Origin of the sequence: Salinihabitans flavidus (assembly GCF_900110425.1) — a bacterium.
Classification (GTDB): domain Bacteria; phylum Pseudomonadota; class Alphaproteobacteria; order Rhodobacterales; family Rhodobacteraceae; genus Salinihabitans; species Salinihabitans flavidus.
The window spans coordinates 22,334-44,174 of sequence record NZ_FODS01000014.1; the positions used below are offsets into that span (position 1 = coordinate 22,334).

Annotated in this window: 20 protein-coding genes, 1 tRNA gene and 2 pseudogenes; 10 read left to right on the forward strand and 13 right to left on the reverse strand. The window is 61.4% G+C overall.

From position 1 onward, the window contains the following. Positions 1 to 501: 501 nt before the first annotated feature. Both BMW66_RS11900 and BMW66_RS11905 read right to left on the reverse strand, forming a co-directional pair. Positions 502 to 1,314: pseudogene (locus tag BMW66_RS11900) on the reverse strand (IS91 family transposase); the annotation flags it as partial. Beyond that, positions 1,290 to 1,712 (reverse strand): annotated as a pseudogene (locus BMW66_RS11905) (tyrosine-type recombinase/integrase); the annotation flags it as partial. The pseudogenes BMW66_RS11905 and BMW66_RS11900, both read right to left, overlap by 25 nt. Before the next feature lie 577 nt (positions 1,713 to 2,289). Between BMW66_RS11905 and BMW66_RS11910 the strand changes: the two are divergent. Both BMW66_RS11910 and BMW66_RS11915 read left to right on the forward strand, forming a co-directional pair. Continuing rightward, positions 2,290 to 2,559 (forward strand): hypothetical protein, encoded by a 270-nt coding sequence (locus BMW66_RS11910; protein ID WP_245729465.1) that lies wholly within the window; start codon positions 2,290 to 2,292, stop codon positions 2,557 to 2,559. Continuing rightward, positions 2,556 to 2,873, forward strand: a complete 318-nt coding sequence (locus BMW66_RS11915; RefSeq protein WP_093118771.1) for a type II toxin-antitoxin system RelE/ParE family toxin — start codon at positions 2,556 to 2,558, stop codon at positions 2,871 to 2,873. Before BMW66_RS11910 ends, BMW66_RS11915 begins: the two co-directional genes overlap by 4 nt. Positions 2,874 to 3,078: 205 nt before the next feature. Here the strand turns inward: BMW66_RS11915 and BMW66_RS11920 are convergent, their stop codons facing one another. The 6 genes from BMW66_RS11920 to BMW66_RS11940 all read right to left on the reverse strand — a co-directional run bounded on the left by BMW66_RS11920 (position 3,079) and on the right by BMW66_RS11940 (position 10,305). Beyond that, positions 3,079 to 3,756, reverse strand: a complete 678-nt coding sequence (locus tag BMW66_RS11920; RefSeq protein WP_175483231.1) for a HEPN domain-containing protein — start codon at positions 3,754 to 3,756, stop codon at positions 3,079 to 3,081. Positions 3,757 to 4,514: 758 nt separating this feature from the next. Beyond that, on the reverse strand, positions 4,515 to 4,784 hold the full coding sequence (locus BMW66_RS11925) for a hypothetical protein (RefSeq protein WP_093118775.1): 270 nt from the start codon (positions 4,782 to 4,784) through the stop codon (positions 4,515 to 4,517). Positions 4,785 to 4,989: 205 nt separating this feature from the next. Beyond that, positions 4,990 to 7,500, reverse strand: coding sequence for a primase-helicase family protein (locus tag BMW66_RS11930; protein ID WP_093118777.1), 2,511 nt, complete (start codon positions 7,498 to 7,500; stop codon positions 4,990 to 4,992). Continuing rightward, complete coding sequence (locus BMW66_RS11935) at positions 7,493 to 7,831, reverse strand: helix-turn-helix transcriptional regulator (RefSeq protein ID WP_093118779.1); 339 nt, start codon at positions 7,829 to 7,831, stop codon at positions 7,493 to 7,495. The genes BMW66_RS11930 and BMW66_RS11935 overlap by 8 nt, the downstream gene beginning before the upstream one ends. Positions 7,832 to 8,326: 495 nt before the next feature. Beyond that, positions 8,327 to 8,668 carry a hypothetical protein gene (locus tag BMW66_RS20045; protein WP_139196171.1) on the reverse strand — a complete coding sequence of 114 codons (342 nt, stop codon included), beginning with the start codon at positions 8,666 to 8,668 and terminating at the stop codon, positions 8,327 to 8,329. 248 nt (positions 8,669 to 8,916) lie between these two features. Continuing rightward, complete coding sequence (locus tag BMW66_RS11940) at positions 8,917 to 10,305, reverse strand: tyrosine-type recombinase/integrase (protein ID WP_093118781.1); 1,389 nt, start codon at positions 10,303 to 10,305, stop codon at positions 8,917 to 8,919. A gap of 178 nt (positions 10,306 to 10,483) precedes the next feature. Here BMW66_RS11940 and BMW66_RS11945 point away from each other — a divergent pair. Next, positions 10,484 to 10,557: transfer RNA gene (locus BMW66_RS11945), tRNA-Arg, on the forward strand. A gap of 25 nt (positions 10,558 to 10,582) precedes the next feature. Here BMW66_RS11945 and BMW66_RS11950 read toward each other — a convergent pair. Both BMW66_RS11950 and BMW66_RS11955 read right to left on the reverse strand, forming a co-directional pair. Further along, on the reverse strand, positions 10,583 to 11,287 hold the full coding sequence (locus BMW66_RS11950; RefSeq protein WP_093118783.1) for a winged helix-turn-helix domain-containing protein: 705 nt from the start codon (positions 11,285 to 11,287) through the stop codon (positions 10,583 to 10,585). Positions 11,288 to 11,311: 24 nt separating this feature from the next. Beyond that, positions 11,312 to 11,551 carry a hypothetical protein gene (locus BMW66_RS11955; RefSeq protein WP_093118785.1) on the reverse strand — a complete coding sequence of 80 codons (240 nt, stop codon included), beginning with the start codon at positions 11,549 to 11,551 and terminating at the stop codon, positions 11,312 to 11,314. 185 nt (positions 11,552 to 11,736) lie between these two features. On the opposite strand from BMW66_RS11955, the gene BMW66_RS11960 reads away from it, so the two are divergent. The 4 genes from BMW66_RS11960 (at position 11,737) to BMW66_RS11975 (ending at position 15,684) form a co-directional block, all read left to right on the forward strand. Then, a complete protein-coding gene (locus BMW66_RS11960) occupies positions 11,737 to 12,144 on the forward strand; it encodes a hypothetical protein (protein ID WP_093118787.1) in 408 nt (135 codons plus the stop codon). A gap of 117 nt (positions 12,145 to 12,261) precedes the next feature. Beyond that, positions 12,262 to 12,897, forward strand: coding sequence for a ribonuclease HII (locus BMW66_RS11965; protein ID WP_093118789.1), 636 nt, complete (start codon positions 12,262 to 12,264; stop codon positions 12,895 to 12,897). A gap of 91 nt (positions 12,898 to 12,988) precedes the next feature. Continuing rightward, entirely contained in the window at positions 12,989 to 14,104 is a 1,116-nt protein-coding gene (locus tag BMW66_RS11970) for a site-specific DNA-methyltransferase (protein WP_093118791.1), read from the forward strand. Between the two features lie 137 nt (positions 14,105 to 14,241). Next, positions 14,242 to 15,684, forward strand: a complete 1,443-nt coding sequence (locus tag BMW66_RS11975) for an adenylate/guanylate cyclase domain-containing protein (protein ID WP_093118793.1) — start codon at positions 14,242 to 14,244, stop codon at positions 15,682 to 15,684. An 86-nt stretch (positions 15,685 to 15,770) separates the two neighbouring features. On the opposite strand, the gene BMW66_RS11980 is transcribed toward BMW66_RS11975, so the two are convergent. Both BMW66_RS11980 and BMW66_RS11985 read right to left on the reverse strand, forming a co-directional pair. Then, complete coding sequence (locus BMW66_RS11980) at positions 15,771 to 16,904, reverse strand: alkane 1-monooxygenase (protein ID WP_093118795.1); 1,134 nt, start codon at positions 16,902 to 16,904, stop codon at positions 15,771 to 15,773. Between the two features lie 61 nt (positions 16,905 to 16,965). Beyond that, on the reverse strand, positions 16,966 to 18,015 hold the full coding sequence (locus tag BMW66_RS11985) for an A/G-specific adenine glycosylase (protein WP_093118797.1): 1,050 nt from the start codon (positions 18,013 to 18,015) through the stop codon (positions 16,966 to 16,968). Positions 18,016 to 18,119: 104 nt separating this feature from the next. On the opposite strand from BMW66_RS11985, the gene BMW66_RS11990 reads away from it, so the two are divergent. The 3 genes from BMW66_RS11990 to BMW66_RS12000 all read left to right on the forward strand — a co-directional run bounded on the left by BMW66_RS11990 (position 18,120) and on the right by BMW66_RS12000 (position 20,555). Then, the gene (locus BMW66_RS11990) at positions 18,120 to 18,620 is read left to right on the forward strand and encodes a DUF721 domain-containing protein (RefSeq protein ID WP_093118799.1); all 501 of its coding nucleotides are present in this window, start codon (positions 18,120 to 18,122) and stop codon (positions 18,618 to 18,620) included. A gap of 13 nt (positions 18,621 to 18,633) precedes the next feature. Continuing rightward, complete coding sequence (locus tag BMW66_RS11995; RefSeq protein ID WP_093118801.1) at positions 18,634 to 19,317, forward strand: DsbA family protein; 684 nt, start codon at positions 18,634 to 18,636, stop codon at positions 19,315 to 19,317. A 467-nt stretch (positions 19,318 to 19,784) separates the two neighbouring features. Then, positions 19,785 to 20,555, forward strand: a complete 771-nt coding sequence (locus BMW66_RS12000) for an EAL domain-containing protein (RefSeq protein WP_093118803.1) — start codon at positions 19,785 to 19,787, stop codon at positions 20,553 to 20,555. 115 nt (positions 20,556 to 20,670) lie between these two features. On the opposite strand, the gene BMW66_RS12005 is transcribed toward BMW66_RS12000, so the two are convergent. Beyond that, complete coding sequence (locus BMW66_RS12005; protein WP_093118805.1) at positions 20,671 to 21,840, reverse strand: GGDEF domain-containing protein; 1,170 nt, start codon at positions 21,838 to 21,840, stop codon at positions 20,671 to 20,673. Position 21,841 lies beyond the last annotated feature (1 nt).

Genomic DNA, 21,841 nt, shown 5'->3' on the forward strand with positions numbered 1-21,841 from the left:
TGGGAATTGAACAGATCGCCACGACAAAGAAATCTGAAGCGACGGGCCTGTAATCGGGCAGGAGCGCTCTCTCCAGTCACTTCATTCCATCGCATCCCTCGGAACTAGCGACCGCTTTTTCTGCCCAGCGGACATTGTCCCAGACAGCGGCGAATGTCGCCTCTCCTGAAGGTTTTTCGATGTGGGCCGCGGCACGACATTGACGGCCAAGAGCTGGCGGCCCACGTTGACAAACCTCGGAAGGAGGAAGCCGCGGGGGGCTTGGATCGGGCTATGGGGAAAGTGTGCAGATGGTAGGGGCGACGGCTGCGTCACGGGTGCGGCTGAAGGAGCGCATAGTGCCTGAGACGGGAGCAAACGCGCTTGATGAGCCCGGAAACGCTGAGTGGTTTGGCGAGAGAACTGTCGTGTTTCGCGCCGAAGGAGCACGCGCGCAGCCTGTCGTGACCGGGTCTGCCGTGGGCAGCCGGTGGTGGTCTGTGGCATCTGACAGGCGGTGTGTCATGTGGCCTGCTCCCGTGGTGGCGCGCGCGACATCGGCTTTTGCCCGCGACGAAAGATCTCGATGATGCGCATGGGGCCACCGCAACAGGGGCATGGTTCGCGCAGGGTAAGGGGAATGATCTCGGCGTCGGGTTCTGACGCAGGGGTCTGTTCGGTGCGCTGAACGCAGAGCAATGCACGGATCTTCGTGATGTTTGCCTTGCGGGTCGAACTGGCCAGTACCCCGTAATGCCGGATGCGGTGGAACCCATCGGGCAGGACATGGATCAGGAACCGACGAATGAACTCGGGCGTGGCCAGCCGCATGACCTTTTGGCGGTCGCCGGATTTGATACGGTAATCCTTCCAGCGGAAGGCGACGGTTTGGGTATCGGCGCTGACCAAGCGGTGGTTCGAGATCGCCACCCGATGGGTATAGCGGCTCAGGTATGCCAGCACGGCCTCGGGGCCGCCGAAGGGCGGTTTGGCGTAGACCACCCAATCGGATTTGCGAAACGGGGCGAGCCACTGCGCGAAGGCATCAGCCTGCGCCAGCCGTTCAAGATCACCAAAGAAGACCAGTTTCCCGGCGCGATGCAGATCCCTCAGCCCGTCCAGAAACAGGCGTCGGAACAGCCGCGACAGCACCCGCACATGCAGGAAGAACCCGAGCTTGCAGGCAACCCACCTTGTGCCGTCAGGTGACAGGCCGCCGCCGGGGACGATCATATGGACATGCGGGTGGTGTGTCAGAGCCGATCCCCAGGTGTGCAGCACACTGGTCATGCCCACCCGCGCGCCCATGCGCTTGCACGCAGCCCCGCACCGTAACTGATCCCAAGAGCCGCGCGATATTTGAGCCCGGGACCGGGCACGGCAGCCATCAAATCAGCCACTTCCTCGACGCTTAACACGATCGGCAATTTGCGGGGCTTGCGATGAAACTGCATGAAGCGCTTCATCTCATCACGCCCGCAAGTGATCCCGAAGAAAAACCGCAACGAGATGATGCGCACGTTGAAGGTGCTGGCCGACACGCCGTCCTGTGTCATCTTGAGTTGATAGGCGCGCAGATCTTCAGGGGTGGCTGTGTCGGGCGGCCGCCCGAGGAATGACGCGAAATGCTTCACATTCCGGATGTGCGCTTTTTGCGTCTTCTCGCACAGCCCGCGATTATCCATGTCTTCGATCATCCGCTGACGCAGCGGGGTGGTCTTCTCCTCCTTCATGGGAACCTCCTGTCTGACGGTGGGAAAGACCCCAATCGTCAGCCCAGAAGGGCCTGCCACAAAGAAAAACCATGAAGTGTGCGCCGACGTCGCTATCAGGCACCAATGCCGCGGAGCGGCTTAGTCCTTCCGCCTTCGCGTAATGATCGTTGAATGCTCTGGTCAACGTGTGGTCAACCCGTGAACACGGTTTTGCGCACATCTGGCTCCGTAAGCATACGATGAAATCCGATCGAAAACGGTTTATAGCGTTGTGCTTACAAAGGCTTGTCGGCTAGCTACCTGAAAGCAATAGAAATCGCAGAATCAATATGTTGTGGCTCATAACCTGAAGGTCGTAGGTTCAAATCCTACCCCCGCAACCAAAATACTGAAATATTACAGATACTTAGAACCTGAGTGTTTCGCTTGTGTATGGCGTTGCACAAAACACCTCAACACCACCTCAACGTTTTACGAGCCCCCCTCGCAGGGGGCTTTTTGCGTCTGAGTACCATCAGCCGCAGCGCCGAATCTGCCACCGTTGAAACCAGCGCTCATTCTTGATATATGACTCAGTCATACCATGGAGGCGCGGATGACCGTCAAAACCACTCTCAGCTTCACCGACCGTCACCACCAGTTCCTGTCGGAAAAGGTAGGGCAGGGCGTGTTCGCGACCCAGAGCGCCGCAGTCGCGGCCGCGCTGGAGCAGATGATGCAGGATGAGCAGGAACGTGACGTCGCACTCTCGGCCCTCGCGCAAGAGATCCGCGCCCGGATGGAAACCCCGCGTGAAGCCTTCATCGACCAGGACGATGCCTTCGCCGCTGCCCGCCGCACGATCGGGGCGGCCCGCGGCGCTTGAGCTACCGCATCCGTTACCACCCTCTTGTCGCGCGAGACCTTGATGCCATCGTGCAGTGGATCCTCGACTATGCCGGGCCCGACGCGGCCGCCCTCAAGCTGGCAGAAATCGAGGCGGCCATCGCCACGCTGAAGGCTACGCCCCATAAGGGCAGTCTCCGCGATGAAATCGCCCCTGGCCTGCGCGCGATCCCGGCAGGCCGGAAAGCCATCATCGCCTTCGTTGTTGACGATGATACAGCCGAAGTGCAGATCTACGCCGTCACCTATGGCGGCGCGGATTGGGCCATGCGCAGCAGCGCCCGCCGCCGGTGACAGAGGAGCAATGTCGCCCAGGTTCTGCCGGTCACCGCCGTGCACCGCGATCTACTTGCCGGCCGCTCGCGCCACGCAGCAGATGGCTGGTTCCAGCCCCGAAGCGGACATGGCGTGAACCGACAGGGTCGGCAAAAGCGGACTCACGCGCTGAGTTCAGTCAAAAAAGAGATGCGGATGAGCGGGCAGTCGGTGCGACTGGATCCTAGCGATTTGAATCTATGGCGGGGTCTCTGTGATCATGTAACATTTGAGAAAGTACGCAATCTACGGCTAAAATAAGCCCGTCTGCATTTTCGATGTCGACTAATACATCCTCGGTGAGATGAGGCGTGTTTTTAGGGTTGTGAACCAATTCGTGCCGCAGTTCGAATACTCTTTTCAACCCTTCAAGGTATTCAGGCTCAAAACTGTATGCGGTCTCTGGTTTGTCTTTGATGCGAATCTTGGTATTTATCGCCGCATTCCATAAGCTTCCCCCAAGAAATTTCGAGAAGACTTTTTCAAACTTTTCTGCGTTCTGGAATGACATATCGCTCGAAACTAATTCCAGAGGATGAATTTGCTTGCGGTAGATAAATAACAAGTCTTCAATGCTATATTTGCTTTGATGTATGTGTTTAAGCAGAGGAAGGAAGTAGTCTGGATCACAATGTCGGAAGATGGCGTCAAGCATGTCTCTGAAGTAAACCTCGACGTGTGTGACAAAAGTTATGACGACTGACCGCTCGAGAAGCTTCAAGTGGCTAGATGGCCCGCCGTTCTTAACTATGTCTCTACCAGCGGCGATACATTGATCGGCGCTTTCTCTGAAATTCAAATATGGTCGAGCATGTCGCCCTTCTCTGACTTCACGATTTGCGAGAACCCTATCAAAATCCAACGGTTAACCTCCGGAAAACAGCTTGTGAGGAAGACTAGTCACATATGCCTTCAACAAGCAATTGGTCTGCAAGACGTGGGATGAGAAAGAGCATGCTGCAAGCGAAGCACCGGCGATCAGCCTCTTTCCCGGCTTTCGCCTCTCACAACATGCATGGCCGCTGTCGGAACAACGCCCACACTTTGCAAAGCCCGCTCCCTGCGCATTGCCGACTTTGCGCTTACCCCGCTCAACATGCGTCAATCGCCGGAGCGCATTTGATTTCCTTGATTGTTTTTCAAGTCAGAGTCAGCACCTCCGTAGCGCCCGGAGATGGCCCTGCAGTGCGGTCCATCGGTGGCGGGGAAGGGGAGGGGCAGACAGCCCCCACCCCTCGATCTTGCAACCAGCTATACGCGTCCTCGGTAAAAAGCGGGGTTCATGCCCAGACGCTTTATGCCTTCGCGCGCGATGATAAGGGAAAAACCATCGGTGTTTTAAACACCTTCCACGCCCACGGCGGGCTACACCGCCCCGAACGAATTCTGGTTGGCGAATGTTCTCGGTCACAGAACACATTCTGTTTCCGAAAGTTTTTTGGGTGCCTTTAGCTCAATCAAGGGATGGCCGCCGGTTTGCCCTTCACAGGCTCTCAACTTTCGACCGCCCCCCCCCGCCGTAGCGCCCCAGAGGTGGCCCGTCAGCGGGGGTTCGTCGCCCGTGGGGGAAGGGGCCGGACGGCCCCAACCCTGCGCCCTGCATGGCGCTCCTGCGGCCTCCTATCGCAGCTCAATCGGCGACGGGCGGAGCGGCTGGCCCCCGAACTCAGGCGGGATGGACGCGATCAGGTGGCCCGCCACAAGGCGTATGCGCTCGACCTCCTCGGGCGACACCTCGACTTCTGACTCCGACGCGCCGCTCGGCATGAGCAGGTCGCCGGACGCGGGATAGATCTTCAGCGACCAGCGCCCGTCCGCGTGGCCCTTCAGGCGGATATGATCGATGTTGCGGACCTCGTGCTGTCCGCCGGTGATGGTGTTTATGAGCATTCCTAATCTCCTTGTGCTGCTCGTCGTGCCGGTTGCCCGGCGGTGTGCCCTTGCGGGCGGTTGAGGGGGTCAGGGTCTCAGGGTCGCAAATCGGCCAGATTCCTTCCCCGCGCCCGCGCGCCCCGGCCCCCCTTCTCTTTTCCCTCTCTCTTCTTAAAAGTTACGGGGAGGAATCTTCTTCAAGTGAGACCCTGAGACCCCGGCCCTACATCGGCCCTTCAGGCGCTTTCAGCCGATCATCAACGAACGACTTAAACTCGCCATCAGCCTCGGTCTTTTTCCAGTCCGCCCAGAATTCGGGAGTGCCCCAGATAGTGTGCTTGGCCTCGGAGCTAGTGCCCAGCTTCGTGCGCCTCTTGTGAACCGGATCAGGAACAAAGCCCGCCAGCCTCAGCACCCGCCGAAGCTCAGCGTCGGGGATCGGCCCGTGCTCCCGCGCCATCCGTTTCACCTGCGAGAACGAAACGCAGGGAGCCACCCACTTTTCCGCATTATCCTCGGGCGGCGATGCAATATCCCGCGCCCAATCCAGAACCGCCTTGGCGGATTCGCTCCGGCTGTCGTCGATGATCCCAGCCTTGCGGAGCGAGTTTGGCGCGCGTTCGCCGGGGCCGACATATTCACCGAAGTCCTCGGCCCACTGGGCGATGATCGGCAGCCCGTCGCCGCTCAGCCACTCATGCAGGGCTTTGAACTTTTGATCCGGCCACGGCACTTCGCTGATTTCAGGGATGAACCAGCGGCGATCCTTGTCGTCCATCTTGAGCGCATTCATCGCGTTCGAGGACGCAAAGACATGGCACCAGTTTTCAACCGTCACCTCAGGGCGATTCTTCTCGTTGATGGTGATGGTTTCGTCGGCAGTCACGTCCTTGAGCGCGTGATAGACCTTCCAGCTTTGGGACTGATAGATTTCCCGCACGATGACCAAACGCTTGCGCGCAGCCCAGGAATTGAACTGTGAATTCACATCCTCGTTGCGGGGCCAACTCACATTCGGCCGCCCAACCAGCCGGGCAAGTATGTGGTCGCTCAGGGTCGATTTACCGGTGCCTTGGGTCTCGCTGATGGCAAGAACGCCCCAAGTCATGCGCACCTCGGGCCGCGCGATCAGCGTCGCCAGCCACCGCTTGAAATGTCCGCGATCAGGCTCGTCGGGCACAAGGTATTCGAGGAACTCAAGCCATGGTTCGGGATCGCCCTTCGCGGGGCGGATCGGGCCGGGCAGGTAACGGTTGAACGCGCGGCCCCCACCGGGCAGCGCCACCACGTCCGGGCCACCGGGGCGATAGGTCCAAGTGTCGAGCGCGTTGTTCTCGGCATCCATGACCAACTTTGACGGCCATTTCACGCCCGAGTCACACCAGCCGCCCCACGCCCGATCAAAACCCTGCGGCGTGTATTGCAGCCGCCGATGTTGCGTGTGGACGATCAACTCAACGTCGCGCAGATAGGCCCATCCGCCCCGCGCCGCCGAGGTCAATGCCACGCCGGATTTCTTGCCTTTTTCATCGACCGTCACACGAGCAATCCACGTCGCTGGCTCAATAACATCTGTGAACGGGGGCCATTGTTCGGGGCCGGTCGCTGGGGCGTCCCCAAGGTCAAATCCCTTCGGCCAACCGTCCTTGCCGGAATCGCCTTTGCGCGGCGTGAACATCACAGCCTCGCCCTTGATCTTCAGCGCGCGGGCAATCGCCTTGATCGCTCCCCGCCCTTCTTCGTCGTTGTCGGGAACGATGTAGACGTGTTTCACGCCCGCCTTGGCGAACACGGACCAGTCGGTGCGCCACGGGTTCGTGGCCCCGCCGATCCACCCGACATGCACCACGTCAGCCCCGCAAAGGTGATCGCGCCACGGGTGTGCGTCGCGGGCCGCGCGGGCTTCGGGTGTCGCCCCGTCCGCCATCCACTGGCAGTGTTCAGCGGCCCCGGCCCCTTCATGGAGAAACACAACCCCGGCGTCCTTCAGCCGATGCGCGTTCCAGACGGGCAGTTTTTCCGGCTCGACGGGGCGCCAGACGTTGTCCCCCCAATGGGTGTAGACGATGAACTGCTTGCGCCCGTCGCGCTCGACGCGGATTTGCACCGCCTCAAGCCAGTTGCCATTGCGGTCGTCCGCGCCGCTGGGCGGCTTGGCGTAGAACTCGAAGTAGTGCCCGCGCCCCTTGGCTCGTGCTTCCTCGATCGGCTCCGCCCCTTCGCCGGGCAGGGGCCTGTCCGCACGGACCTGCACCGCCGTCCGCTCAAAGAACCGGGCCGCAGCCATTGCGGCCTTGATCTGGGCTTCCTCAGCCTCGGTCGGGGTGAAGCCCTCGGAAGGGTAGTCGGAGCGCACCGGCTCGGGAACCGTGACGGCCACGCCCTCGGCGGTGAACTTCAACCGCGCGACTGTCTGCGGGTAGTTGCCCCGCTGAACCTCGATGCGCGCCGATTTCAGCCCCGCCTTCCAATCGCCCACGGCGACGCGGTTCAGATAGTCGCGCACGGCGGGCAATTCGCCCACGGACGCGATCTTGTGCGCCGGGGCCGGGGGTTCGTCGGGGACGGCTTTCAGGTGGCCCGCCCCGCTATTTTCCGGCTCATCAGCGAAAGAGCCCTTTTCCTGAGCATTCTTATCAGGGATACTATCCTTGGGCATTTGATCTTCCTTGCCTGTCTCGTCAGCCTTCGCCCCCGGCCCAGCGCCGGGGGTGTTTTCTTGCCAATCATCCATGGTCGGCCTCCTGCTCATCGGCAGCAGCCCAGCGCCCACGCCGGTTGTCCTCACAGATGCGGTGGCGCTTCTGGCGGGTGTCGATGTATTCCTCGATATCCTTGAGCCGCCATCCCTTCTTGTTCCGGCCAAGCTGCACGCGGGCGGGGAACTCTCCGGCGTCCTCAAGGACGCGGATATGCTTAGTCGTGATGCACAGCATCGCCGCCACCTCGGTGGGCGACAGCAGGGCGTGGCCGGACAACTCGCGGACGCGGTTGCGGCTCTGTTCGAAGCGGGCCTTGTAACGGGCCTTGGCTCCGATTTCTCGTTCGTTAGGGGATAGGGTCATCGGGTGATCCTCTCGGTGCGGGCCGAGGGATCGTCTTGGCGTAATGGTCCCTCGGCGCAGGTTGCGCTAAAGGACATCGCCCATTGCTGCTTGAGAGGCCGGTTCTGCAGCGCCGCGTGTGGCGCGGTGGTGGTCTGGTGCCGCATCACACGGCTGGCATTGATCTTGCACCCAGAGCCTCAGCCCCCGCATCCGGCGCGGGGCGGCTCTGGAATCTTTATGCCTCCGATTCGTGCCGAGGAAAACAACTTTTTCACGCGTCCGCGAAACTAATTCGATGCCATTGTTTTCGCGCAATAAAAACCGCGATTCAGGCTCTGAAAACCCTTTCTTTCGGCATGGATTCGAGCGATAAAGGCGTCGGTCCCGCATGGATCTTGCACCCGCGACCGCTCCATTGGCTTAATCACCTGCTGGGGCGGTCGCACTCATTTCCGCCCATCGCACAAAGCAAAACCCCCGACGCTTTCACGCCGGGGGCCTTGGGTCACATAACTATCGCGCAACTATGGTTCGGTCACGCACCCACCATGAGCCGCCATTGCCGGCACAAGAGTGATATTCCCATTCGGCACCCTTGGGCGGGATCAGGGATTTGATTGCCTCGAATTCTGACGGGGGAGCATCTGAGAACTGATGGCAGCGGTTTACCAACACCTTCTCAACCGGACCCCATTCATTGCGCTTCCAAGTTGCACTGAATGTTCCGCCGTCAGGTCGATGGATTTCGTATTCTCGGTATCCACGCTTCCCGTTCCAGCACCGCTTCCAAGTGCCCCACTCTTCAGGGGGCAATGGCCCTTCTTGGTCGAAAACAGTTTCGATAATATCTGCCATCAGACATTCCTTTCACATTGCCGGGCACAAGGCCCAGCGTCTCGTCAGTTTTGGGTGAAAGGACACATTGGTGGGGTGATTTGTAGCCCGCGCCCCGCGCGGTAATGTCCGAGGCGGAAGTGACCACGAATCGCGGACGCTTGTCAACAGCGCACCGAAGCCCCAAGCAGGCGGCCACGGACCACGCACTGGGGCAACCGCCCCAGCCAGCCCCGCGCCGCCGCTCCTGCACCAGCTCGACCGCGCTCCTAGCCTTCCGCGCCCGCGATCTCCATCAACCGCGCCGCCCACCAATCCAGCGCTTCCCGCTTGCGCAGCCGGTAGCGCCGGTTCATGTCAGAATGGTCATACGTCGCCGTGATGCCCGCCGTGAGCCGGTGGTTCACGGTCGCTTGGATCACGTCGAGGGGCACCGCATAGACGGTTTCGCCTTCCGCGTTCTCGGTGCCGATGCGCAGCCGCGTCACGAATGTGTGGCGCAGATCATGGATGCGCCAGCCGGGAACCGCCTCGATGCGGTCTTTCAGCGCCGCCTTGCGAGCGCGGGCCTCTGCGCCTTGCGCGCCCTTCGAGTGCAGCAGGTCGAGGTCGTCGTCGCTCAGCCCTGCCACCACGCCCCGCGCGTCGCGGATTAGGTGCGTGCCTGACTTCGAGAAGCCCGCCACGTGCCCGGTTTGGTCAGCATTCGGGAATATGAAGCCGGTCGGGTCGCGCAGGGCGCGGCAAATGTCGCGGGCCTCGGTCAGCACTTCCAGCGCAGGGGCAGACAGCGGCACCTCATGCGCTCCGGCGCGGTTCTTCGCCTTGTGGGCGGGGATCGTCAGCATCCGGCGGTCGAAGTCAACGTCCGACCAGCGCGCGCTCCTGATCTCGCCCCGGCGTTGCCCGGTCAGCGCCAGCAGGCGGAAGATGCTGCCATACGGGAAGCCCCAGCGCAGCGCCGCTTTCCACGTGGCGCGCAGTTCTGCGTCCGAGAGCGCGCGGGCCTTCTGTTGCGGCGCTTGGCGCGGGGAAAGCCCCTCAGTCGGTGGCGTCCCCGAATACACACCCCGTGAAATGGCGAACCGATACAAGAGGCGCAGCGCCTGCAACGTGCGGTCAACCGGGCCTGCCTTGGCCGATATTCGCTCCAAGAGCATGGCCACCTCGGGCTGCGCGATTTCGTTGATGGGCCGGTCGCCCAGCACCGGGTAAACCTGATTGACAAGCAAGGTCCGTCGCCCCTTGACCGTCTTGGGCACAACCGGCGTCCGCCGCGCCCCGACCAGTTCGCCCCGCTCCATGGCCTCGATGTAGGCCTCGCCCACCGTCTTGAGCGTGTTGGTGGCTGTCGCCGCCTCGGCCTGCCGCGCGGCCTCGCGCGCTGCCTTGGGGTGGACGCCGGCGCGGGCCTGCTCGCGGACCTCGCGCGCAGCCTCTCGCGCCTCGGCAACGCCCATGGCCGGCCAGTGGCCCAGCGCGATCTTGCCTTGCCGCCCGGCGCAGCGGAAGTGGCACATCCAAGACTTCGCGCCCTTCGCGTTGATCCGCAGGAACAAGCCGGGGGCCAGCTTGTCCGGCTTGTCGGTCCGCCCGCCCTCGGGCGCGGCCTTCATCTTCTTGATCGCGGGTTCGGTGAGCGTCGTCGCTTGGGCCATTTCGGTCCTCCTAGGGCCTTGGGGGAACGCCGGGGGAACGGTTTGGCGCGCTTTGGCGCTCGACCCCGAACGTTCGTCTCGGTTTCCCTAGGTTCGCTTGAAATGGCGGAAAAGAAAAGGTTTTTAAGGTGTTTAAGGGTGATTTCGTGGTCCGATGGGTTCGGCTAGGTTCGCCTCAGGGTGCCTCAGATCGGTAGGGAGTGCCCCCTCCTAAGGGGCAGGTTGCAGGTTCGAATCCTGCCGGGGTCACCAGATCCCCCGTCCGCGAATGCCCCGATCAGATCATCTTGATCACGTCCTTGTCGATGGCGAGCATGTAACCGCTGCGGGCGATGTTCTTGACCAGAAGCTCGCTCACCATCTGATTGCCCAGTGTGTCGCGCAGACGTTTGATGCGGGTCGCGCCGGCGGCTTCGTCGCAGTCCGCGGCGGGGCGGCCGGAAATCATCGCTTCGATCTCGGCGCCGGTCAGCATTTCGTTATCGAGCCGTGCCTCCGCCAGTACCGACAGGGTTTCAAGCGCGGAGTCGGTGAGTTTGAAGTCCATGTTGTTGAGATAGACGGTCTTCTCCTCGCGACTGATGAGCAGGGAAGAGATCTGAATCCCAGACCGTTCAATCTGCGCCATCCGGCGATTGATGGTGTTGAGCATGACCAGAAAAAGCAGTGCCGCCACCAAAAGCGCGGTGGCGAACACGAGCAGCACGAAGATCACCACGCGATAGCTGCCAAGTGTTTCGGAGAAGGCGGTGCCGGAAAGGGCCAAAATTTCCAGAAGCTTGATCTCGGCATCGCTGGTAAGGTTGTCGTTATCGATGAAGATCCGCTCAACCCGTGCGTTAAAGGCATTGGCGTCGGGCAGGTTGAGAAAGAGGAACACCGCCGCCAGAGCGAGTATCGCCACGATGGCGATAATTCCGGTGACTACAACATGACCGCCTGAGCGGCGCAGATCAGCCGCCGACCAATTGCTGTCGTGCACGTGCTTGCGTTCCTTCTTCTGCCTCTACCTTTCCGATACCGACATCACGGTCAGAAGCGTCAGCCCTCGCTTCGCAAGCCGAGATTGCAACTTCGCCTTTGCCGCGTCGAGCGTGCAGGGACCGCTAATCGGAGCGATATCGTAGACGAGTTTGTAGGGGCTGTCTTGCCTTGCCTTGTATTCGGCATAACAAGCGGCCTGCGCGGTGGCGGGCAGGGCCGAGAGAGTTGCCAGTACGGCAAGGGGGAAGATGACATGCTTCATGCGGACACTCTGAGCGGCGGCCGCGTGTTTTTCAATAACAACAGGGCCTTCGCAGCGTGTTATTCGATAGCACCGCGGTGTTATTGCCTGTCGTGTGGGGGATGCCGGACGATCTGGGTACAAGCCTTCGCAATAGCCTGTGAGTGGCATCCCGCATACGGGATCACATGGAAAGGACCCCCCACATGATCCGCAGATTTCTTCCGAACAAGTATCTTGCCCTTGTCCTGGCGGCATCGCTTGGCATAACCGGGCTGAGCACCGCTCCGGCCAGGGCCGATCCCGATCCGGTGGCAACGGTGATCTTTGGCGTCGCTGCGATCGCTGCATTGGGCCATATCCTCAAAAAGGAGGATCGGGGCAAGGTGCATGTCTATCAACAGCGCAGCACACCGTTTCCCGAGTATCGCAAGCACCATAAGCGGCACCACTGGAACAAGCGCGATCATCGCCGCTGGGACCGTCACGACCGCCGATACAATCGTTTTGATCGTGAGCGCCGCCGCGATCACACCCGCCGCGATGACAGGCACCGCGATCACACCCGCCGCGATGACAGGCGCCACTATGGCAATCCGCGCCACGACCGTTGACATCAAAAGTCGAGCAGTCGGACGGCGCTGTCCCCGTCGTCCGTCACCACCGGGGAAGGCCCCAGCCTTTCCCGGTTTTTTGTTGCGATTTCCATGGGAATGGGGTTTGAGCGGAGCATGGCAATGGCACCGGACTACACGTTGGAGGCTGAAGCGCGCGCGTGCGGCGTAATGCGTGTTGCCGGTGTGGATGAGGTCGGACGCGGGCCGCTCGCCGGGCCAGTGACGGCATCAGTGGTGATCCTGGATACTGCTGACATTCCGGATGGACTTAATGATTCCAAGCTTTTGAGTGGAAAGAAGCGCATCGCGCTTTTCTCGGAGATCATCTCACGTGCGGAGGTTTCGGTAGGGCATGCTTCGGTCGAAGAAATCGACCGGATGAATATTCTGCGCGCCAGCCACCTGGCGATGGAACGCGCTGTTGCCGGGCTTCGAATGCCGCCCGATCACCTTCTGATCGATGGCAACATGATCCCCGCGGGGTTGACGATTCCGGCGCTGGCCGTGGTGAAAGGGGACGCGCGTTCGCTGTCAATCGCGGCGGCCTCCATCGTGGCGAAAATCACCCGCGACAGGCTCATGGTGGATTTGGCGCAACAGCATCCGGGCTATGGCTGGGAGACGAATGCGGGCTATCCTTCGAAACAGCACAAGGCGGCCCTTCGAGATCTGGGGGTCACCCCACACCATAGACGTTCGTTTAAGCCAGTGCACAATATCTTGTATCAAGGTAAATCTCTAAGTTCTTGATTCAAAAAGAAATTGACGCCGAATCAGCTTTGACTCATTCTTTGGGACAACCACAGAGCGCGCCAATGCGCCGGGTTCATTGAGGCAGGACATGAAAACGATGACAAAGAAAATGGGCGCGGATGCGCTCCCTCTCAATACGATTCTGGCCGGAGACTGCATCGAGATGATGAACAGTTTGCCGGAGGCGTCCGTTGACCTGATTTTCGCGGACCCGCCCTACAATCTTCAACTCCGAGGCGATCTTCACCGACCTGACAACTCGCGCGTGGACGCGGTGGACGATGCCTGGGATCAATTCGCCTCTTTCGAGGTGTATGACAGGTTCACCAGCGCGTGGCTCAAGGCGGCGCGCCGTCTGTTGAAGCCGAACGGGGCGATCTGGGTGATCGGCTCCTATCACAATATCTTCCGGGTCGGGACGGCGTTGCAGAACGAAGGTTACTGGATCCTTAATGATGTGGTCTGGCGCAAGGCAAACCCGATGCCGAACTTCCGTGGCAAGCGGTTCACCAACGCGCATGAAACGATGATCTGGGCCTCGAAAGAGGAAGGCGCGAAATACACCTTTAACTACGAGGCGTTAAAATCTCTCAACGAGGGCGTACAAATGCGCTCCGACTGGGTGCTGCCGATCTGCAACGGGCATGAGCGGCTCAAGGATGACAGCGGCGAGAAGGCGCATCCGACACAGAAACCGGAAAGCCTTTTGCACCGGGTTCTGGTGGGATCGACCAACCCCGGCGATGTGGTGCTCGATCCGTTCTTCGGCACTGGTACGACCGGCGCAGTGGCAAAGATGCTGGGTCGTGAGTTCATAGGAATCGAGCGTGACGAGGGTTACCGCAAGGTTGCCGAGAAGCGGATTGCGAATGTGCGCAAGTTCGACAGGGACGCATTGCAGGTGTCTGCAAGCAAGCGTGCGGAACCGCGTATTCCTTTCGGTCAGCTTGTGGAGCGGGGAATGCTGCGCCCCGGAGAGCAGCTTTATTCAATGAACATGCGTCACAAGGCAAAGGTACGCGCCGATGGCACGCTCGTGGGGGGGGACGTGAAGGGTTCCATCCATCAGGTGGGCGCTGCGCTTGAGGGGGCGCCGTCCTGCAACGGCTGGACCTACTGGTGCATCCGGCGCGATGGCAAGACCGTGCCAATAGACATCTTTCGACAGCAGATCCGCGCGGAGATGGCAGAGCGCCCGATCTGAACGCCTGAATGGAGGGCCCGGCAGTTGCGGGCTTTCTATCTGACTCCGCGGTGTGCCGGCAGGATAATGTGCGCGCGAAGGGCTGCGTTCGGACGGCAAGGGGCATATGGTGCGCGCTGAACCGCCGGAGATGACTGATGCCCGACCCCGCCCGCCCGCGACGCCGCCCCCTGACCGACAGGATTTTCGGGCCGGAGGGACGCGCCGACAACGCCTATACCGAAGCAGCACTTGCGCGGCACAAGCGGCAGGGGCTGGAACTGGCAGTGCGGGCGCGATGGGGGGTCATGGTTGTCGTCGCCCTCATGATTGTGGTGTTCTACCGCGATTTGGGGTGGGGCCTCGTCTACTACGAGCTGATCATCGCGGCGGTGGCGTTCAACGGCTGGGTGATGCTTCGGGTGGGGCGAGTGGGGCAGTCGCGGGCGGAGCTTTTCCTGATTTTCATCGACCTGTTCCTTATGACGCTTGGCATGGTAGGGCCGAACCCCTTTGCGCCCTCCGAATGGCCTCTGGCGATGCTCTATCGCAACGACAATTTCCTCTATTTCTTTCTGATACTTGCGGCCGGAACGCTGGCCTATTCATGGCGCACGGTGATGGCCATCGGGATTTGGGCGGCGGTGATGTGGTTGGTGGCGCTTTTGATCGCCTACAGCTTTGCCACGCCGATGCCGGAGCTTAGCGCAGCCCTGCGCAGCGCCCTCGCCGATGCCCCCCGGGGGGCCGCGCTGGCGCGGGAGCTTGATCCCAACAACTTCGAGATCGGCCTGCGGGTGCAGGAGGCGATGGTGTTCCTGATGACGGCTGCCGTGTTGATGCTGTCTGTGCGTCGATTTTATGCTTTGCTGATGACCCATGCCGGGCTGGAGCGGGAGCGGGCCAACCTGTCGCGCTATTTCTCGCCCAATATGGTGGAGGAGTTGTCGCACAAGGATGAGCCGCTCAAACAGATTCGCACCCACGATGTCGCTGTTTTGTTCATTGATATTGTTGGATTTACCGCCTTTGCCGCACCACGGTCAGCGCAGGAGGTCGTCAACACGCTGCGGCAGTTTCACGGACGGATGGAGCGCGAGGTGTTTCGGTATGAAGGCACGCTCGACAAGTACCTGGGCGACGGGCTGATGGCGACTTTCGGCACACCGGAGGCCGGAGAGCGTGACGCGACCCAGGCGCTTAGGGCCGCCTGTGCGATGTTGCGATCCTTGGAGGAGTGGAACGCGGACCGGAAAATGGCCGGAGAGCCGGAAATCTGCGCGGGGATCGGATTACACTACGGGCCCGTGGTGCTGGGCGATATCGGGACGAACCGACTGGAATTCACAGTGATCGGGAGCACGGTGAACGTGGCAAGTCGGCTTGAGGCTATGACCCGAACCCTTGGGGCCGATTTGCTGATCAGCGATGCGGTGCGGGAGAGGGTTCTGGCCGAAAGCGGGGGAGAGGCACTTCATGCGCTGGAGTGTCTGCACGGTCAGAAAATCCGAGGCGTGGAGGGGGAAATGACGTTGTGGGCGCGTTTCCGGGGCCACTCGTCTCAAGCCCCTGTAAATGCTGGAAAACCCGTGTCGGTATAACGTCGGTATTTTATCGGTATTGCGTCGGTGCTGCATCGGGCCGGATCGTCGTCGCAGGCGGGGCGTTCGGCAAGGAGTGGCCCGCATCAGCGCGGCGGTGGGTTGAGCGCCTTGTTGTAGGGTTTCCAGTCAGTGATCTCGGGGTAATACATATCGCGCCATTTACGCACGCGCGGGTTCATCACCCGGCGCCAGAGCGGCGGGATCATCGCGGCTGTCGTCATGATCGGATAGCCATAGGGAAGTTGCGGCGCCTCCGACTCGCTGTAGTTCTGCAAGAGCGGAAAGCGGCGGTCGGGTTTATAGTGGTGATCGGAATGGCGTTGCAGATTGATCAGAAGCCAGTTCGATGCCCTGTGCGCGGCGTTCCAGCTATGGTGCGGTTTGACATGTTCGTATTTGCCGTCTCCCAGATGCTTGCGCGTCAGACCGTAGTGCTCAACGTAGTTCACAAGCTCGAGCTGCCAGATCGCGATACAGGCTTGCCAGATGAAGAGAAACAGTCCGCCCCATCCGCCAACCCAGAGCGCCAGAAGCAGCATCGCGCCCTGAAGCGCCCAGTAGCGCCAGAACGGGTTGGACGGATCGTGCCATGGGAGATCCTTGCGGGCGAGCATGTCCCGTTCTGCGCGGAAGGCAGATTTCAACGAGCCCAGCAGAACGCGGGGAAAGAAGCGGTGAAAACCTTCGTTGTAGCGCGCGGTCACCGGATCACGCGGGGTGCCGACATGACGGTGATGCACCAGAAGATGCTCGGACCGGAAATGCGAATACAGAACCATCGCCAGCAGGATATCGGCCAGCCAGCGTTCGAATTTCGGCCTCTGGTGCATCAGCTCATGACCATAGTTGATCCCGACCGTGCCGGTCAGCACGCCCACCCCGAAAAACAGCACGATCTTTTCCAGCGTGCCCAGATGGCTGGCATCGCGGACATACCACAGCAGGCCGAAGAGGGTGAGAAATTGCAGCGGCACCCAGAGCAGCGTGACGAGCCGATACCAGAAAAGCTGATCCTCGGAAGTGTCGAGATCGGCGTTCTCAAGGTTCAGCCCGGTGGCCGCATCCAGCGCGGAGAACAGATACCACGTTGCGAGCGGAACGCTCAGCACCCACCAGGAGCCTTGCGCCGCGCTCCACCACAACAGCGGGATGAGCAGCAGCGAGAGCCAGAAGGGTAGGGCGTTCTGCACCTTGGCGACCTGAGCGGCGGGGATCATTCGGGGCCTCTTTCAGACATCACGGGCACACTATGGCCCCACGGCACATTGCGCGCAATCATTACGCTGCGCCTTGCCACAGATCAAACGCCTTGCGCATGAGCGTCGGCAGGTCGGAGGGGCGGAACTCCTCAGGCATCAGAAAGCTACCGCGTTCCGGCGTGCGGTCCATCGGCACGAGCGCGTGCCGGACTATCAACCGCAGGTGGAAATGGGTGAAGGTATGGCGTGCCTCTGCGGGCAGGGTCTTCCATTCGGCGCGGATCGGGGCGCTGTGGTCGGGGGCCTCGCCTTCGGTCCAGTCAGAGCCGGGCCAGCCCAGCATGCCGCCCAGAAGGCCGCAATCGGGGCGGCGTTCGAGAAGAAACGCGCCATCGACCCGTCGGGCGAGATAGACCGTGCCGAAGCGCGTGGGCTTGGGCTTTTTCGGGGTCTTCTTTGGCAGGCTGGCAGCGGTGCCTTCGGCCCGCGCGCGGCAGGGCACTCGCCACGGGCAAAGACCGCAGGCGGGATTTTTGGGGGTGCACAGCGTCGCGCCGAGATCCATCACCGCCTGCGCGTAGTCGCCGGGGCGGTCCTGCGGGGTCACGATGGCGGCCTTTTCCGTCAGCTCCAGCTTGGCGGCGGGCAGGGGGGTGTGGATGTCGTGCAGGCGCGCCATGACACGCTCCACGTTCCCGTCAACCACGGTGGCGGGCCGGTCGAAGGCGATGGCTGTGATGGCGGCGGCGGTATAGGGGCCGATGCCCGGAAGGGCCTGCAACGCATCGGGGTCGCATGGAAAGGCGCCGCCCATGTCGAAGGCCACCACGCGGGCGCATTTGAGCAGGTTGCGTGCGCGGGCGTAGTAGCCCAGCCCGGCCCATTCGCCCATCACCTGTGCGTCGGGTGCGGCGGCGAGATCATAGACCGTCGGCCAGAGCGATGTGAACCTTTCGAAATAGCTGCGCACCGCCGCGACTGTGGTCTGTTGCAGCATGATCTCCGACAGCCAGACGCGGTAGGGATCAGGTAACTCGCCGGTCGCCCGTGCCTGCGGAGAGGTGCGCCAGGGCAGGCGGCGGGCGTTGTGGTCATACCAGTCCAGAAGCTCCTTTGCCCGCGGGTTCATTGGCAGCGTCTCACACAAGTTTTATCATCCCCTTGTCCGGTTGGGCTGGCGCATGGGGCCCGGGCCACTACAATAGCGCCGAACGAAGGGATGCAAGCCGTCAGATGCGCAAGGACACCACAAACGGATTCAAGCGGACCTCGTCGCTCTTGCGCGAGCGGATTCGCAAGGCCGGAGAAAGCCGGGGGTTCGCGGTCACGAAGGTGCTGACGCATTGGCCCGAGATCGTGGGCGAGGACATGGCGCGGATCTGCAAGCCGGTGGATGTGAAATACGGGCGGCAGGGATTCGGCGCAACGCTGACGGTGCTGACCACGGGGGCGCAGGCGCCGATGCTGGAGATGCAGAAGGAAACGCTGCGCAAGCGGGTCAACGCGGCCTATGGATACAACGCGATCGCGCGGCTGCGGATTACGCAGACCGCGCCCACCGGCTTTGCCGAGGGGCAGGCCATGTTCACGCCCAAGCCCCCGCGACAGACGCCCGCCGCCGACCCCGGCGTGACACGGGCGGCGAGCGAAGTGACGGCGGGGTTCAATGACGACGCGTTGCGGACAGCCCTTGAACGACTGGCGCAGAACGTATTTACAAAGGCAAAACGCTGAGAAAGGCTTCAGGATGAACCGTATCGTTCCCATCGCGCTGGCCGCGCTGATCGCTATTGGCGGCGGTGTCTACTGGTACACGCAGCAATCCGCGACACCCGCCGCGACTGAGTTGCAGACGCAGGCGCAATCGAGCCCCGATGAAGAGGCGCAACCTGCTGAAGACGTTGATGTTTCCAGCGTCACCGAGATGACCCTCGGAGAGCCGGACGCGCCGGTTAAAATCATCGAATACGCCTCTTTCACCTGCCCGCATTGTGCCACCTTCCACGAGAACGCCTTCAAGCGGTTGCGCGCCGACTATATCGAGACGGGCAAGGTGCATTTCATCTATCGCGAGGTCTACTTCGACCGCTTCGGCCTCTGGGCGTCTCTGGTGGCGCGGTGTGGCGGGCAGGAGCGGTTCTTCGGCATCGCGGACCTTCTTTACAAGGGGCAGAGCGACTGGACCTCTGGCAACGATCCGGTCGCCATCGCCGACGCGATCCGCAAGGTCGGGCGGCTGGCCGGGGTCGGGGACGAGACCTTGCAAGCCTGTCTTCAGGATGAGGAAAGGGCCCAGACTCTGGTGGCATGGTATCAGCAGAACGCCAACAAGCATGACATCAACTCCACCCCGAGTTTCGTCATCGACGGGCAGAAATATTCCAACATGAGCTATGACGAGATGAAAGAGATCATCGACGGCAAGCTGTGATAGCGGCGTTTTGGGGCGGCGCGCGCCGCCCCGGCCCGAATCAGGGTTAATGCACTGAAATAAAGGAAAAACCCGTTTCGGTATCACGTCGGTAAAACGTCGGTATTGCGTCGGTGTCGATGCCGCGCATCGCGCCATCTCGGGCATGGTGAACGGGGCGCGCGTTGCATTTTCGAGTATTTCCGGAACAGAGAAATGGGCGCGGGTTTTTCACACGGGCGTTCCATGGACGGCCGCCAGGAGCGCGCGCCGCGCGCGCCAGACTGATGGCGCCGCCCGGCGTGGGAGGACACGCCTCCTGCCAGCTTTCAACCAATGCTGTGCCAGCCACTGGCCGTTTGGCCTGCCCACCGGGCTCACTGGAAAAGGCGGTGCGTCACTGTCAAAGCCTCATGTGGCCGATACAATCAAGAAGAAACTCCTGCGGTCAAGGCGACAAGCTGCTCAGACCGTGAAGGAGATGTGCAATGACCAATCCCGAACCGTGCGATGGATGCCGCAATGGCGCGACGTTCCACAAGCCGATCTCCATGGCATACCAGCCCATTGTGTCGCTGCGTGAAAGGCGGGTCTTCGCATATGAGGCGCTGGTGCGGGGCACCGACGGTAGCGGTGCCGCCGCCGTGTTTCAGGAAGTGACGGATAAAAACCGGTATCTGTTCGATCAGGTCTGCCGCAGCACCGCGATCGATCTGGCCTCGCGTCTCGGCCTCGCCGGGACGGGCGCGTTCCTGTCGATCAACTTTCTGACCGACGCGGTTTATGATCCGCGCGCCTGTATCCGTGTCACGCTGGAGGCGGCAGAGCGTGCGGGCTTTCCGACCGACCGCATCATGTTCGAGTTTACCGAAGCCGAAAAGGTCGAACCGGCGCATCTGCTGAACATCCTGCGCCATTACCGAAGCCTTGGTTTTCTGACCGCGATCGACGACTTCGGGGCCGGGTATGCCGGGCTTGGATTGCTTTGCGATTTCGTGCCGGACGTGGCCAAGCTGGACATGCACCTGATCCGCGACTGCGATACCGACCCAACGCGGCGCAAGATCCTGGCGCACACCGTCTCGATGCTGCGCGACCTTGGGTCGGAGGTGATCTGCGAAGGGATCGAGACCCCGGAAGAAGCGGCAGTCCTGCAGGATATGGACGTCGATCTGATGCAGGGATATCTGTTCGCCAAGCCGGCCTACGAGGCACTTCCCGCAATAGCATGGCCGGAGCTGGCCGCGACCGGATACTGAAAAGAACAGGGACACCACCGGCAAGGCGCGCCTTGATTGAAGGTGGTTTCCGGCAGAGCGATACAGCGCGATGTCGTTCACCGCGCGGATCCCGCCCAGATTGCTGACCGTCCGGTCAGCAAATCTTGACGACATTGCCACCATTCGCGGCGTCCTGTCTGACGGCATTCCACACCACGGTGCGGTTCCGGCCTTGCGCTTTGGCATGGTAGAGCGCGCGGTCGGCATCGGACATCAGTTCCGCGAGGGTTGGTCCCGGTCCGATGGCGACGCCGATTGATACCGTCGCCCCGACAGTCTTGCCATCGACGATCTCTGCGGCCCGGCCGAATTGCTGACCGATCCTGTTCGAGATCGCGACGACTGCCGGTTCGTCGCAACCGGGCAGCAGGATCGCGAACTCCTCGCCGCCGATCCGGCCGAACAGGTCACCGGGCCTCAAGCCACCGCGCACGGATTTGCCAAAAACACGCAAGACCTCATCACCGAATGCGTGGCCATAGACGTCGTTGACACGCTTGAAGTGGTCGAGGTCAAGCGCCAGAAGCGCGAGCGGCTCTTTTCCCCTGCTGCTGCGCGCGAACAGGCGTTCCGCATTCTTGAGGAACGTCCCTCGGCTCAATGCGCCGGTGAGCGAGTCGGTTTCCGCCATCTGCTGAAAATGGCGAACGCGGCGCAGTTCGAGTATCTGGATGAGAAAGATCGCGATTCCGACCGCGCTGAATGGCGTTGCAAAATGCAGCAGGCCCATCACGAGGAGGCCCGCACCCTCGTTCGGGCCAATGAAAAGCGCATGGAGGAACAGGGCAACGGATCGAACCATGAAGATCCCCGCGAGGGCCGAGCGGACCCAGACCCTGTCCTCCCGCAGCCCGAGGACGACAAAGGCCATTACGCCGTAGACCACGGAAAAGACGAGTGTTCCGACCGCGCGCGTCGACACATCGACCGGAAGCGCTGAAACCAACTGCGGAAGGGCCACGCCAGCCACGGCGACGGCAAGTGTCATCCAGCCGACATGCAATTTGGTCAGCAGTTGAAGACCGGCCCAGGACAGCGCCAAAGACGCCGTGAACAGCAAGGTCGTCGGCAGCACCACGGGCCCAGCGTAGGCGGGGTGAAACGCAAGGAGCATCACGCCTGCGCCTTCCGCGAACATGGCCATGGCAAAGGCGAGTGCCGACCACTCTCTTCGGTGTAGCAGCCAGTATATCAGCAGGACCGCGCCAGCGGATACGAGGACGAAGGCGCCCATGAAGATGGCCGTCTGCATGTCCAGCAGCATG